This window comes from Cryobacterium sp. TMT4-31, assembly GCF_004403385.1.
GTDB classification, from domain to species: Bacteria; Actinomycetota; Actinomycetes; order Actinomycetales; family Microbacteriaceae; genus Cryobacterium; species Cryobacterium zongtaii.
The window spans coordinates 15,845-29,007 of record NZ_SOGI01000030.1 but is presented as its reverse complement, the minus strand read 5'-3'; the positions used below and the strand labels follow the sequence as shown (position 1 = coordinate 29,007).

The following is a 13,163-nucleotide window of genomic DNA, read 5'->3' as shown; positions in this document are numbered from 1 at the left end:
CGACGCTCACCAGCCACGTCCGTCCGCGAGGAGACAACGCCATGACACCTGCGCCGAGGTCGCGCGTCCGCAGCACCCGCACCGGTCGGGCTCCGCTGAGCAGCCTTGGCATCCCGTTCGGGCTGTCCGGCCTGGCCGGCACCTGGACCATGGCCGCACACACCTCGCTCACGCCGAACATCATCGCCGAGGGAATGTGGATGCTCGCGGCAGCCGCCTGGATCGTCGTCGTCACGAACTACCTCCGGCGATCCGGTTATCACGGCGGCAGCATCGGCGAGGATCTCCGCGACCCCGTGCAGGGCCCTTTCGCGTCGCTCGCACCGACGTCGGCGTTGTTGGTCTGCACCCACTACGCGCAGTATTTCCCGCTCGCCGGCCGCATCGCCACGGGTGTATTCATGGTGATCGGCCTGCTCTTCGGCACCTGGTTTCTTGCTCAGTTCGCTCTCCGCGAGCGCAGCATCGACAGCATCCACGGCGGCTACCTGTTGCCCACCGTCGCCGCAGCGTTCATCATCGGGCAGGGGGCAGGCACGTTCGGCTGGACGTTGTTGGGCGAAGCGGCCATCGCTGTCGGTATCTTGTTTTGGCTGATGCTGGGCACGATCATCCTGGCGCGGATGGCGTTCCGCCCGGCGCCGCCCGACGCTCTCCTGCCGACCTTCGCGATCTGGTCCGCACCGCCGGCGGTCGCCGGAAACGCGTGGTTCGCGGTCAACGGCGGCCGCGTCGACCTGGTCGAGACGATGTTGCTCGGTGCCTTCGTCGTGCTGATCCTCGTGCAACTGATGATGCTGGGCACCTACTGGCGGCTGCCTTTCACCCTGGGGTTCTGGGCATTCACGTTCACCGCGGCCTCCAGCGGAACCTATACGGCACACTGGCTGGCGCTCTGGGGCGGTCCAGGCCACGCGGTGTGGGCGTGGCTCGCCACTGGGGTCGCCACGATGCTGATCGGGAGCATCGCCGTGCGATCCGTCGCCCTGCTGAGCGGTCGGACTGGTAAGCCGAGCTGGGCCGACCCGAAGCCGGGAGAGTCGGGCCCGTGTAGTCCGTGATGGTCGCACTCTGGATGTGATGTCTAGCGGCAGAGGGCGTGCGGGACGATCATGGGCCGATGGTGCTCTTCACTGATCGCGTGGAAGCCGGTCGTCGACTGGCCCTGCAGCTCGACTACCTGCGTGGGCAGGACATTGTGGTACTCGGCATTCCCCGCGGGGGAGTGCCGGTGGCGTACGAGGTCGCCGCGTCACTCGACGTCCCTCTCGACGTCATCGTCGTGCGCAAGCTCGGCGTGCCCTTCCAGCCCGAATTCGCGATGGGCGCCATCGGCGAGGGCGGGGAGCAACTCATCGACGAATCGACCGTGGCCTTGACCGGGGTGACCGACGCCGAGGTGAGCGCGGTCGAAGCTCGCGAGCGGGTGAACCTCGACGCGCGGGTCGAGCGACTTCGGCCGGGCCGCGACCGGATCCCACTCGATGGCAAAACCGTCGTGATCGTGGATGACGGGGTGGCTACGGGGGCGACAGCACGAGTGGCGTGCGACGTGGCCCGCAGGTTCGGCGCCGCGACCGTGATCCTCGCGGTGCCCGTGATCGCCGCCTCGACCCTGGCGGAGATGACCGGCGCTGACGACATCGTCTACCTGGCGGCGCCGGAGACCTTCTGGGCGGTCGGCCAGTTCTACACCGACTTCTCGGCCACCACCGACGACGAGGTCGCTCGGCTGCTCGACGAGGCGGCACGGCGGCTCACCGGGCCGTCGGGTGCTGGCGACTCGGACCTCGAGCCGGGGGTCGACGACGAGGTCGAGATACCCGTCGACACAGTGCCCCTGAACGGGCATCTGCACCTGCCCGCGTCGCCGACCGGCGTGGTGCTCTTCGCCCACGGGAGCGGCAGCAGCCGGCACAGCCCCCGCAACCAGTACGTGGCCGATGTGCTGTTCGAGGCCGGGCTGGGCATCCTCCTGTTCGACCTGCTCACGCCGGAGGAGGAGCTGGACCGGGGGAACGTCTTCGACATCGAGCTGCTGGGCCGGCGATTGGTCGCCGTCACCGGCTGGCTGACCGACCGGTCCGACACCGCCGGATGCCGGATCGGCTACTTCGGTGCCAGCACCGGAGCCGCCGCAGCCCTGTGGGCGGCCGGCGATGCCGAGACTCATATTGCCGCTGTCGTGTCTCGCGGGGGCCGGCCCGACCTGGCCGAAACGAGACTACCGCTGGTGACCGCGCCCACCCTGCTCATCGTCGGCGGTGCCGATATCACCGTGCTGGAGGGCAACCGCGAGGCACAGAAACACCTGCGCTGCGAGAACCGGCTGGCCGTCATACCCGGCGCCACCCACCTGTTCGAGGAACCGGGCGCCCTGGGCGCCGCCGCCGAATTGGCCGCCGACTGGTTCGCCGGCCACCTGGTGCCGCCGAACACCGCGGAGCCCGCCTAGGAACCAAGAAGTTTCCCGATCAGATGCAAAAAAGGCGCCATCCGGGGCCCCCATGCCGTATGGTCCCCCCTGGGGGAACAACAATGAAGCTTCGACTTGCCGTGAAAGATGTGTCCGGGGTGGTGGGTGAGGTCGTCGTGACGGCGGATGTCACCGCCGCGGTGAGTGACATCGCCAGACACCTCTCCAGCCGAACGGTTCGCGGAACACCGGGGTTCTCGGCAGACACGGCCGGCGCCCAGCCCCCTGGGCTGGCCCCGGACCTCACCCTGCGAGCGGAATACCCTGGCCTCGTCACCGAAGTCCGCCGCCGCGCCCGTCTGGTGCGCTCCACCGGAGACGCCGACCTGCAGACCGTAGAGTGGATCTTCCTCGTCGTCGGCATCCTCGTGATCGCCGGTATCGTCATCGCCGCGGTGACGGCGTTCGTGCAGGCCCAGGTCGGCAAGCTGCCGGGCTAAGCCGCAGACCATGGCCAGACGACCGCGTTTCCGCACCACCCTCACGGCACTTCGTCGTGAGGGGGCGTCAGAGCGCGGTTCACAGACGGTGGAAGCCCTCATCGTGCTGCCGATCCTGTTCGGCGTCTTCTTCGTCATTGTGCAGGGTGCGGTGTGGTTGCACGCCGGCAACATCGCCCAGGCCGCAGCGTCCAGCGCCTACAACGCGGCCCGGCTGTATGACGCCGTGGCGGCGGATGGCGTGGCCGCCGGCACCGCTTCTGCCCAGCAGACCGGCACTGTGCTCGACGGTGCCGTGGTGGTGGTGGATAGCACGATCACCACCGTGACCGTGACCGTCACCGTCACCGTCAGCGGCAACGCACCCACGCTGGTTCCCGGCTGGGACACCCGAGTGGAACGCACAGTGTCCGGACCGGTAGAACGGTGGATCACACCATGAGGCTACGTCGATGGCTGCGCGGGCGGCTGCACGGCTCCGGCGAGCGCGGCTCGATGTCCGTCGAGCTGGTGCTGATCGCGCCGGCGCTGGTCCTGGTCATCCTGCTGCTGGTGGCCGGCGCCCGGGTGGCCCTGGCCGGCAACGCCGTCGAATCCGCCGCTGTCGCCGCGGCCCGGGACGCGTCGCTGTCCCGCACGACCGCCGGCGCCCAGGCCAGCGCACAGCTGGCCGCGCAGACCTCGGTGGCGCAGTCCGGCCTCGCCTGCGCGGACTTCAGCGTGTTCGTTGACGACAGTGGGCTCAATGTTCCCCTGGGGGAGGTAGGCACCGTGAGCCCCATCACCACCACGGCGAGCTCGCCCGTGGACGCCTTCCGGGAACGACCATGACTTCTCGCCGACTCATCGCATCTGATGTACTTCCAGTCCTTCAAAGGAGCACCATGACCACGCTGATCACCCCGATGTCAATCAGTCAGAAGCGCACGTTTGGCCTTTTGGGCTCGTCCCTGGTGGCCGCAGTGATTCTGGCAGGTTGTTCGAGCCCGGCACCACAGGCTGCGCCGACCCCTGAAGCCACCGCCGCGACAGCTACTCCACAGAGCTCGGCGGCTCCCGCGCCGACACCCACCTCATCGGCTGCTCCCACGAGCGAGTCTGAGGCTGTGGTCGCGGCCGAGGCGACCCTCGCTCAGTTCGTTCAGATCATGAACGCTGTTATTGCGGAGAAGGGAGTTTCACCCGAGCGAATCAACGCGGTTGCAGTCCCTCCAGCAAATACCTCTGTCATCACCACGGCTCAAGCCATCGCCGATCAGGGCTACGTGGTCACCGGGGGAATCACCAGCACCGTAGAGGACTCATATTCTGGGGGCCTGGAAGCGGATGGGACGACCGTCCCCTTCGGATCTGTGATGATCACCACCTGCTACGACAGCTCCACCCGAACGGTCACCCTGCCCAGCGGGGAGGCTGCACCCCAGCCACCGAACCCGCGTGGTTTGTCGACAATAACTGTCGTATATAGCCCCGCCGCGGGTGCCTGGTTTGTGAGGTCGTTGGAGGACACAGGTGAAGCTTGCTAAACAACAGACGTCTGCTCCTCCTCACCTTGCTCAATGGAGCACTCGTTGCAGGAGCAGTTGCCGGCGCTCCCATCGCGGCCTTCGCCGAGACCGCACCCGGTCTTTACTGCAACGAGTTCGGGAGGAGATCACCGGAGCCGTCCTGGACGCCGCCGACGAGCTTGCCGCGCGGGCCCGGATCTCGGGCGACGCCGACAGTGCTGCCCTCGCCGCGAGCGCGCGCGGGCTCGTCGAGCCTGTACCGTTGGTCGAGCCTGCGGCGTTAGTCGAGCCTGTCGAGACCCGGTGAGACAGGTCAAAAAACTGCATCGTCGCGCAAAATTTGTCAGAAAGGATGCGGAGAGCCCGAACGGGTGATCCCAACCAAGTCAGTATGAAAACCTTCTTCCACCACTTCTCGTGGTCGCTCATCGTGTCCTTGATAGCGCTCGTCATCGCGCTGGTTTACGGCGGCTGGGCTGCGGTTGCCCTCTGCGTGATCCTTGGGCTGATGGAGATCTCACTGTCATTCGACAACGCGGTTGTCAATGCCAGGGTGCTGGAGAAAATGTCGGAATTCTGGCAGAAGATCTTCCTCACGATCGGCATCCTCATCGCCGTCGTGGGGATGCGCCTGATCATGCCGCTCATCCTGGTGTCCGCAACCACGGGTCTGTCTTTCGGCGAGGTCATCACCCTGGCCCTGCAGAAGGGTGACCCGGCCACCGTCGGCACCTACGGCCACTATCTGCACGATGCCCACCCGCAGATTGCGGCCTTCGGCGGAATGTTCCTGCTCATGCTGTTTCTGGACTTCATTTTCGAAGAGCGGGACATCACCTGGCTCAGCTGGTTGGAGAAGCCGCTCGCACGGGTTGGAAAGCTCGATTCCTTGTCCTACGTTGTCGCGCTCGCAGCCCTGCTGGGCGGAGCTGCCATTGCCGACGATGCCTCTGTGGTCCTTGTTGCCGGCGTGCTCGGCCTCATCACGTACGTTCTGGTGAACGGACTCGGGTCATTGTTCGAGGGCAGCGACGCGGCCGAGGCAGTGTCGGACACCACACGCGGCGGCGCGTCCACGCTTGCCGTGCTCACCGGCCGGGCAGCGTTCTTTTCTTTCCTCTACCTCGAAGTCCTCGACGCCTCTTTCTCGTTCGATGGCGTCATCGGCGCGTTCGCAATCACCGCGGACCCGATTATCATCCTGCTCGGTCTCGGTCTGATCGGCGCGATGTTCGTCCGATCGCTCACCATCTTCCTGGTGCGCCAGGGCACCCTCAACGATTACATCTACCTCGACCATGGCGCCCACTGGGCCATCGGTGCGCTCGCGGGCATCCTGCTTCTGAGTATCGGTTTTGAGATCCCGGAGATCGTCACGGGTCTCATCGGGGTGTTCCTGATCTGCGCGGCCTTCCTCTCGTCGGTTCTCGTGAACCGGCGCGAATCGGCCGAAACCCTGGTCAAGGCCCCTGAACTCGTCGACAGTCCCTAGCGTCGGTTCTCGCCGCGCCAGCGACCGTCGTGGAAGGCCAGGGCCGCCGGGCGCACCTCGACGACTCCGTAAAGTGCGGCAGGGCACTTCTCCGCCCATTCCAGCGCGGCGGCCCGGTTCGGCACGTCGATCACGAAGCAGCCGGACAGGGATTCGACGGCGTCGATGAATGGACCGTCGCGCACCTCCCTGCTGCCGCCGCGGAGCGTCACCGTGGTTGACTCCGCGGCGGGCCTGAAGATATCCGCTGCGACCAACGCGCCTGATTCCTGTAACGACGCCGCGTACGCGTCGAACAGCTCCCGAAACGGCGGCAGCTCCTCCTCGGAGATGTCGCCCTCCCTGGTCTCAGCCTTGATGATGAGCAACGAGAAGCGCATGAGATCTCCTTCGATATGCGGTTACAAGTCGAGCGATTCGTGGGGTTCGAGCGGGAAGAAGGTGCCGCCGTTCTGTTCCGTGGCGGACTTGATGCGGGAGCCGGCGAGGTCCTTGCCGCTCCGCGACAAACCCATCTCGTGGGTCGGAAAGCTGCGCACCGGCTTGATCGCGAGAACGTAGTCGATGACCTCGCTGATCTTCAGCCACGGCGCCCCTGCCGGGACGGCCAGGGTCTTCACCGTGACTCCCTCGGGGATGGTGAACGCATCACCGGGGTAGAACAGCTCGTCGTTCACGAGCACCCCCACGTTGTCGATCACCGGGATGGACGAGTGGATCACGGCGTGCTTCTGGCCGAAGAACCGCAGCGTGAACGGGCCCGCCTCAACGGTGTCTCCCTCGGCGACCACTGTCACGGCGATGTCACCGGCCGCCGCGGCGACACCGGTCGGCCCGTAGATGGGAACGCCGGGGTTCATGGCCAACACCCGGTTCAACTGCTCGGGTGTCCAGTGGTCGGCGTGCTCGTGGGTGATCACGATCGCGGCCGCATTGGCGGTCTCGGTCAGCGCGGTGGTGAACGAGCCGGGATCGATGAACAGCTTCTGCCCTGAGGCTTCGAGGACGAGTGCGGCGTGTTCGAGTTTGGTCAACTTCATGTCTCGAGCTAATACCCAAACCAGACCGCGGGCAACGCGCGACACGCGCATCCTGCGAGCACCCGCACCCGCACCCGCACCCGCACCCCGCACGACGCGCGGACGACGCGCTCGATTTGAACTCGGTAACCAGGCTGTGGCATACTCGTGAAGTTGCAAAAACGGCCCCATCGTTTAGCGGCCTAGGACACCGCCCTCTCACGGCGGTAACACCGGTTCGAATCCGGTTGGGGTCACCAACGCCCGGCCTCCTTCTCACGAAGGAGGCCGGGCATTTTTGTTTTGGGACGTTCGACCCTGTCGTTGCTGAACGCCGGCTGGGAATCTGGGACTCACAGCCCACTGTCAGACGACACGGGCGACACCAATCGACCCAGAGGAAACCTCCCATGGCCACCAGCACCACTCGCGGGGCAGCGGTCACCGCCCCCGCCGCGACGACCGGCACCACCCTGCTCCAGCGTCGAACCCTCGCGGTGCTGCGACTGGCCATCGGATTCATCTTCCTCTGGGCGTTCCTCGACAAGACCTTCGGTTTGGGCTTCTCCACTCCCGCCGAGAGTGCCTGGCTCAACGGTGGAACCCCGGCGCAGGGCTTCCTGAACAGCCCCGGCGTCACCGGGCCGCTGCAGCCCTTCTTCGTCGGAATCGCCAGCCCGCTGGTGGACTTCCTCTTCATGCTCGGCATGATCGCCGTGGGACTCGCCGTCATGCTCGGTGTGGGTCTGCGGGTCAGCGCCGTTGCCGGCAGCCTCATCATGGTCTTCATGTACCTGGCCGAGTGGCCCTTCGCCGCCGGCGCGGCCTCGACCAACCCGCTGGTGGACTACCACATCATCTACGCGCTGGCTCTGATCGTCGTCGCCGTCTTCGCGGCCGGCGACACCTGGGGCTTCGGCAAGACCTGGAAGGCACTGCCGATCGTGCAGAAGTACACCTGGCTGATCTAGCCAGTCAGCACGCAGAAGTACCTGGCCGGCCGCCCCTCGGGGTGGCCGGTTCTGTTCTGCCCGCAGCCGGCCGCAGGCTACTTGGCGGCGCCGCGCTGGTTGCCGCGGGTGATTCGGGCGACTTCGTCGTCAATGGCGTCTTCGGTGATGATGCCCCGGTTGGGTCCGAAGGCGTCGAGGCCGATGAAGAAGGCGGCGATGCCCATGCCGCCGATCGGCCAGATCGGCCAGAAATACCCGCCCGGATCCGTCAACAACCACACGGCGATGACGATGAGAGAAACCCCGAGCCAGACGCCGCAATAGTTCCAGAAGTCACGGCGCGCCTTGAGCCGCTTTGTCGCGAGTTTGCGGAGTTCTTCGTTGTTCATACCGCGAGGGTATCGCCGGTACGGTGCCGCGACCATCCCCCGACCGGCCGAGGTGGCCGAAGGGGAGTGCGACGCCCGTATTTCCCGATCAGAGTGCGTCTGAACAAGCCCAGGGTATTGGTACGGTGGTACCTCGACTTCCCCCGAACAGGGCGGAAGCGCTCCGAATCGGAGCCGGACGGATTTTTTCGGAGTGCACATGGCAGTCAACGGCGAGAGTGCGATCACCCTCGGCGACTCGAGCGTGCACTTCAGCTTCAGTGCCGGCAGCGACGTCGGACGGGTGCGCAAGGTCAACGAGGACAGCTATCTGGCCCAGTCACCGGTGTTCTTTGTCGCCGACGGCATGGGTGGTCACGCGCACGGTGACGCCGCCAGCCAGACCGTCATCCGGGTCTTCGACGACCACATCGAACAGGGCGTGCCCTCGACCCCCGAGCGGATCCTCGACGCGATCCACTCGTCGAACGACGCGGTGCGCGACCTCAGCGCTGCTGACGACTTCGGTACCGCAGTGTCCGGCACGACCCTCACCGGCGTCGCGTTCGTCGATGCCGGCGACGACGTCGGCTTTCACTGGATGGCGTTCAATATCGGTGACTCCCGTATCTACACCTGGGATGGTCGTACCCTCGAGCAGCTCAGCGTCGACCACTCCGCGGTTCAGGAGATGGTGGACGCAGGCTTGATCAAGGCGATGGATGCCGAGAGACACCCGGACCGCAACGTCATCACCCGCGCTATCGGGGCCGACGAATTCGTCGACGCGGATGTCTGGCTGTTGCCCGCGACCGGACGCCACACCTTCCTGCTCTGCTCCGACGGTCTCACCAAGGAACTGTCGGTCGTCGAGATCGCGGAGCTGCTGGCCTCGCACGCCGTTCCCGAGGACCTCGGATCACTGGCCGACGTGCTCGTCGCCGCTGCGCTGGCCAAGGGCGGCCGGGACAACGTCACCGTCGTCATCGTCGAGTCGACATGGGGTGATCCCGGCCCGGACAACGATGTGACCCGCGAAAGCCCGGCGGGGTTGCACCAGAATCTTGAAGATACGCGGCCACGCAACACGAATCCGGACTGAAGAACGGCAATGGGGGGATCTGTGCTTTCGTACGACGACGACAACCGGGGCGGATGGCTGGCGGCAGCGACGGGGGACCGTCTGGTGCTCCTGCCCGCCGCCGATTCCGCCGCCGGCGCCCGCGTCTGGGCGAGCCTGGTCGGTGCCGGGTCGAGCGAGCAGGGTGCCCGCGCCGTGCTCGACGAACTCACCGCCGGTGGCCTGTCCAAGACCCCGCCGTTCGCTCTTCTCACCTGGGATGACTCCGTGCCGGCGACGGTACGGGTCTTCGTGCGCGGAGAAGTCGAGGTCGTTCTGACCACGGCCGACGGTGACCTGTCGATCGGCGGCCTGGGCATCTCAACCTGGGTGGAGCGCTCCGTAGCGGACGTCACCGCTCTCTCGGTGACCGCTGTGCCCGTTGTTTCGGATGCCGACCCGATCGGCACGGATGACCTCGCCGCCCTGCCACTCGGGGCCGGCCTTCCCCTCCGGGCGGGCATGGTGCGCACCCGTCGCCTGCGCCTGGCCGTCGACGGCGCCAGTGCGGCGTCGCCGACTCGGGCCGAGCCGACTCGAGTCGAGCCCGTTCGAGTGCAACCGACCGCGCAGATCGTGCCGCCGCCGGCAGCGCCGAAGACCGCACCGCCGCCGCTGCCGCCGGCCCGCCCGATCGCCGAACCGGCCAGCGAGCAGACCATCTCCGACATCCCGGCGGCGGAGCCTGCCAACGCACCGCCCGCCGAGCCCGCCCCAGAGCCCGACGCCGACCCCGCCGGCGGCTACGACCATTTGTTCGGTGCGACCGTGATGCGCGGTGTCGAGCAGGCGGCCGTGCGGCCTGAAGCCGAGGCCGATGACGACGAGCCCGTCGCGCCGGCAGTTGTCGCGCCCTCCGACACCGACCCGGACGACGACGACCCGGACGACGACGAGCTCGACGGCGACGAGCTCGACGGCGACCTGCCAGGCGACCACGACGGCCACACCGTGATGAGCGGTGACATCCAGAGGATGCGCGCTTCGCGTCGCCGTATCGCCGCCGAACCAGCCGCCGTCGCGCCTCGGCTCTACCTGCTGCTGCCCAGCGGGGTGCGGGAACCGCTCAGCCAGCCGATCCGGGTGGGTCGGGCGCCGAGCGTCAGCAAGATCTCCGGTGGCCTCGTGCCCAAACTGGTGAGCCTGGGCGGTGCCGACCAGGATGTGTCGCGCAACCACGTGCACTTCACCGTCGAGGGCGACACCGTCGTCGTCACCGACCTGCATTCCCGCAACGGCACCCTGGTCGTGCTGCCGGGCAAGCCGGCCCAGAAGTTGCGCCAGGGCGAACCCACCGCGGTCATCGTGGGCACCGTCATCGACCTCGGTAGCGGCATCACCCTCACGGTCGGCCAGGAGTGATGCGCCGCGCACCTTCCGTCGCCCCGGAACTGCCCGGCTACGAATATGTCTCCGTCCTCGGCTCCGGCGGCTTCTCCGACGTGTTCCTCTACCAGCAGCGCCTGCCCCGGCGCCGGGTCGCAGTGAAGGTCCTGCTCACCGAACAGCTGAACCCCTCCACCCAGGCGCAGTTCGTCGACGAAGCCAACCTGATGGCGCAACTGTCGACCCATCCGTACATCGTCACGATTTACCACGCCGATGTCGCGGGCGATGGCCGGCCGTACTTCGTGATGGAGCATTGCTCGGGCCCGAGCTTGGCCGAACGTTACAAGCGCCAGAAATTCGGGGTCGAGGACGCCCTGCGCACCGGAGTGCGCCTGGCCGGCGCGATCGCGACCGCCCATTCGGCCGGCATCCTGCACCGCGACATCAAACCGGCCAACGTTCTCACCAACGACTTCGGCTGGCCCGCCCTCACCGACTTCGGCATCTCGTCGAGCCTCGACGAGGAACTGCCCGTGCAAACCAGCACCGGTAACCACCGCCCGGCCGGGTCGGAGTCCACCGGCGCCGGAGAAAGCCAGTCGGTCGGCATGAGTGTGCCCTGGTCGCCGCCGGAGATGTTCGAGGACGACCCGCGGCCCGACGTGCGCAGCGACGTCTTCTCGCTGGCCGCCACCATCCACACCCTCCTGGCCGGACAGACGCCGTTCGAGATCCACGGGCGGTCCAACGGCACCCTCGATCTGATCGGTCGCATCGAACGCGGTGCCATCACCCCCATCGGCCGTGACGATGTGCCGCGCTCGCTCGTGGCCGTACTGGCCAAGGCCATGGCCACCCGGCGCGACGACAGGTTCGCCACCGCCGTGGACTTCGCTCGCGCCCTCCAGCGGGTGGAGCTCGAACTCGGTTACGCGCCAACGGGTATCGACATCCCCACCATCGCGGGCACCGAGCACGGCAAACCGGATGCGCCGGCCGGCGACGACGAGACCCGGGCGCGTTCCGTGGTGTCAATCGTCGCGCAGGCCCCGGCTCCGGCCCGGGCCGCCCCGGCGACGCCCGCAGCGCCGCACGCCGAACCGGATCAGGCGGACGCGACACGCGTGCGCGGCGCCCGGGTGATCGAACCGGGCAGCGCCCCATCCGGCAGCGCTCCCGCCAGGAGCGCCGACGCCGGCACGCCCGCCCCCGGCACCCCCAGCCCGGCCAAGGAAGCCACCGTCGTACGCCCCCGCGACTCGGTACGAGCACAGGAACCCGTCGCAGCGCCCGCCGCCGCCGACGATGCCCCGATAGAGAACGCATCCGGCCGTCGCCGCCTGGTGATGATCGGGTCCATAGCCGCGGCCGTGCTCCTGATCGGCGCCGTGGTCGCCGCGGTCACCCTCACCGGCATCGACAACTCCGCCCTCACCCCCAGCGCCTCTCCGGTACCGGCCAAACCGGACAGCGTGAATTCCGCCGCCGGAGTGCCGGCGCCGGTCCTCGAGGGCACCGCGACCTCCGAAGACGGCAGTCAGGTCACCTTCACGGTCAGCAACCCGTCCCCGTTGGACGGCGACGTTTACAGGTGGGCTCGCGCCGAAACCCCCAACCAGCCCAAGCTCAGCACTGTCGCCGACATCACCGTTGACGGCGTCGTGCCCGGCAGCACGGTCTGCGTGGACATCTACCTGCAACGCACCGACGGCAAGATTTCGGAGGCCAACCGTGCCTGCAACCGCTGAAATCACGCCGGTGCAGCCGCTGCGGATTGAATTCTGCGGCGAGTGGTACGGGGTGGAGCCCGGAGCGGACTTCTCGATCGGGCGCGAGTCCGACCTCACCATCGACGACAATCCGTATCTGCACCGCACCTTCCTGCGGCTCTACGAGGACTACGGAATGTGGTGGATCGCGAACGTGGGCAACCTCTTGTCTGCGACGGTGTCGGACACCACCGGCACGGTGCAGGCCTGGCTGGCGCCCGGTGCCAAACTGCCCATCGTCTTCCAGACCATGCACGTGATGTTCAGCGCCGGCTCGTCCACCTACGACTTCACCATCCACGCCGAGTCCGACTTCTACAACACCTCGCTGTCGGCCTCGCACGAGGGCGGTACCACCACCATCCTGCCCGTGACCCTCACGACGAGTCAGCGCCTGCTGATCGTGGCCCTGTCCGAGAGCATCCTCACCCAGGCTGTGCCCGGGCGGGGCGCCATTCCCAGCTCGGCGGAGGCCGCGGCCCGGCTGGGCTGGAGTATGACCACGTTCAACCGCAAGCTCGACAATGTCTGCAGCAAACTCGACAAGCTCGGCGTCGCCGGGCTTCGCGGCGGTACCGGCCATCTGGCCACCAATCGGCGGGCTCGACTGGTGGAGTACGCCGTCGCCACCCGGCTGGTGAGTCTGGACGATGTTGTCCTGCTCGACCGGGCGGCCGAGGGGGAGTGAC

The 13,163-nt window shown here is 67.2% G+C and carries 15 protein-coding genes and 1 tRNA gene; 13 read left to right on the top strand and 3 right to left on the bottom strand.

The features are described from left to right. Positions 1 to 41 precede the first annotated feature (41 nt). The 7 genes from E3T19_RS06700 to E3T19_RS06670 all read left to right on the top strand — a co-directional run bounded on the left by E3T19_RS06700 (position 42) and on the right by E3T19_RS06670 (position 5,916). Positions 42 to 1,061, top strand: coding sequence for a C4-dicarboxylate transporter (locus tag E3T19_RS06700; RefSeq protein WP_166788811.1), 1,020 nt, complete (start codon positions 42 to 44; stop codon positions 1,059 to 1,061). A gap of 59 nt (positions 1,062 to 1,120) precedes the next feature. After that, positions 1,121 to 2,455, top strand: coding sequence for a phosphoribosyltransferase (locus E3T19_RS06695; RefSeq protein ID WP_134408396.1), 1,335 nt, complete (start codon positions 1,121 to 1,123; stop codon positions 2,453 to 2,455). An 83-nt stretch (positions 2,456 to 2,538) separates the two neighbouring features. After that, the gene (locus E3T19_RS06690) at positions 2,539 to 2,916 is read left to right on the top strand and encodes a hypothetical protein (RefSeq protein WP_134408395.1); all 378 of its coding nucleotides are present in this window, start codon (positions 2,539 to 2,541) and stop codon (positions 2,914 to 2,916) included. Between the two features lie 10 nt (positions 2,917 to 2,926). Beyond that, positions 2,927 to 3,358 carry a TadE/TadG family type IV pilus assembly protein gene (locus tag E3T19_RS06685; RefSeq protein WP_134408394.1) on the top strand — a complete coding sequence of 144 codons (432 nt, stop codon included), beginning with the start codon at positions 2,927 to 2,929 and terminating at the stop codon, positions 3,356 to 3,358. Next, entirely contained in the window at positions 3,355 to 3,747 is a 393-nt protein-coding gene (locus tag E3T19_RS06680) for a TadE/TadG family type IV pilus assembly protein (protein ID WP_134408393.1), read from the top strand. The genes E3T19_RS06685 and E3T19_RS06680 overlap by 4 nt, the downstream gene beginning before the upstream one ends. 53 nt (positions 3,748 to 3,800) lie before the next feature. Continuing rightward, complete coding sequence (locus tag E3T19_RS06675; protein ID WP_134408392.1) at positions 3,801 to 4,442, top strand: hypothetical protein; 642 nt, start codon at positions 3,801 to 3,803, stop codon at positions 4,440 to 4,442. 373 nt (positions 4,443 to 4,815) lie between these two features. Then, positions 4,816 to 5,916, top strand: a complete 1,101-nt coding sequence (locus E3T19_RS06670; protein WP_088456524.1) for a DUF475 domain-containing protein — start codon at positions 4,816 to 4,818, stop codon at positions 5,914 to 5,916. On the opposite strand, the gene E3T19_RS06665 is transcribed toward E3T19_RS06670, so the two are convergent. Together E3T19_RS06665 and E3T19_RS06660 are read right to left on the bottom strand one after the other, a co-directional pair. Further along, entirely contained in the window at positions 5,913 to 6,296 is a 384-nt protein-coding gene (locus E3T19_RS06665) for a YciI family protein (RefSeq protein ID WP_088456523.1), read from the bottom strand. The two genes, E3T19_RS06670 and E3T19_RS06665, sit on opposite strands and share 4 nt — an antisense overlap. 21 nt (positions 6,297 to 6,317) lie before the next feature. Further along, positions 6,318 to 6,956 (bottom strand): MBL fold metallo-hydrolase, encoded by a 639-nt coding sequence (locus E3T19_RS06660; protein WP_088456522.1) that lies wholly within the window; start codon positions 6,954 to 6,956, stop codon positions 6,318 to 6,320. A 163-nt stretch (positions 6,957 to 7,119) separates the two neighbouring features. Between E3T19_RS06660 and E3T19_RS06655 the strand changes: the two genes are divergently transcribed. Both E3T19_RS06655 and E3T19_RS06650 read left to right on the top strand, forming a co-directional pair. Continuing rightward, positions 7,120 to 7,195 (top strand) — tRNA-Glu (locus E3T19_RS06655). A 150-nt stretch (positions 7,196 to 7,345) separates the two neighbouring features. Next, complete coding sequence (locus E3T19_RS06650; RefSeq protein WP_198418772.1) at positions 7,346 to 7,906, top strand: DoxX family protein; 561 nt, start codon at positions 7,346 to 7,348, stop codon at positions 7,904 to 7,906. Positions 7,907 to 7,983: 77 nt separating this feature from the next. Here the strand turns inward: E3T19_RS06650 and E3T19_RS18910 are convergent, their stop codons facing one another. Then, on the bottom strand, positions 7,984 to 8,277 hold the full coding sequence (locus E3T19_RS18910) for a 2TM domain-containing protein (RefSeq protein ID WP_165787985.1): 294 nt from the start codon (positions 8,275 to 8,277) through the stop codon (positions 7,984 to 7,986). Positions 8,278 to 8,476: 199 nt separating this feature from the next. Here E3T19_RS18910 and E3T19_RS06640 point away from each other — a divergent pair, with 199 nt between their 5' ends. From E3T19_RS06640 to E3T19_RS06625, 4 genes are read left to right on the top strand one after another with little or no spacing between them, the layout of a single operon-like run. Then, positions 8,477 to 9,358, top strand: a complete 882-nt coding sequence (locus E3T19_RS06640; RefSeq protein ID WP_103460412.1) for a PP2C family serine/threonine-protein phosphatase — start codon at positions 8,477 to 8,479, stop codon at positions 9,356 to 9,358. A gap of 21 nt (positions 9,359 to 9,379) precedes the next feature. Next, on the top strand, positions 9,380 to 10,738 hold the full coding sequence (locus E3T19_RS06635; protein ID WP_134408391.1) for an FHA domain-containing protein: 1,359 nt from the start codon (positions 9,380 to 9,382) through the stop codon (positions 10,736 to 10,738). Then, on the top strand, positions 10,738 to 12,453 hold the full coding sequence (locus E3T19_RS06630; protein ID WP_134408390.1) for a serine/threonine-protein kinase: 1,716 nt from the start codon (positions 10,738 to 10,740) through the stop codon (positions 12,451 to 12,453). The genes E3T19_RS06635 and E3T19_RS06630 overlap by 1 nt, the downstream gene beginning before the upstream one ends. Next, entirely contained in the window at positions 12,437 to 13,162 is a 726-nt protein-coding gene (locus E3T19_RS06625) for a hypothetical protein (protein WP_240632198.1), read from the top strand. Before E3T19_RS06630 ends, E3T19_RS06625 begins: the two co-directional genes overlap by 17 nt. Position 13,163: the final 1 nt, after the last annotated feature.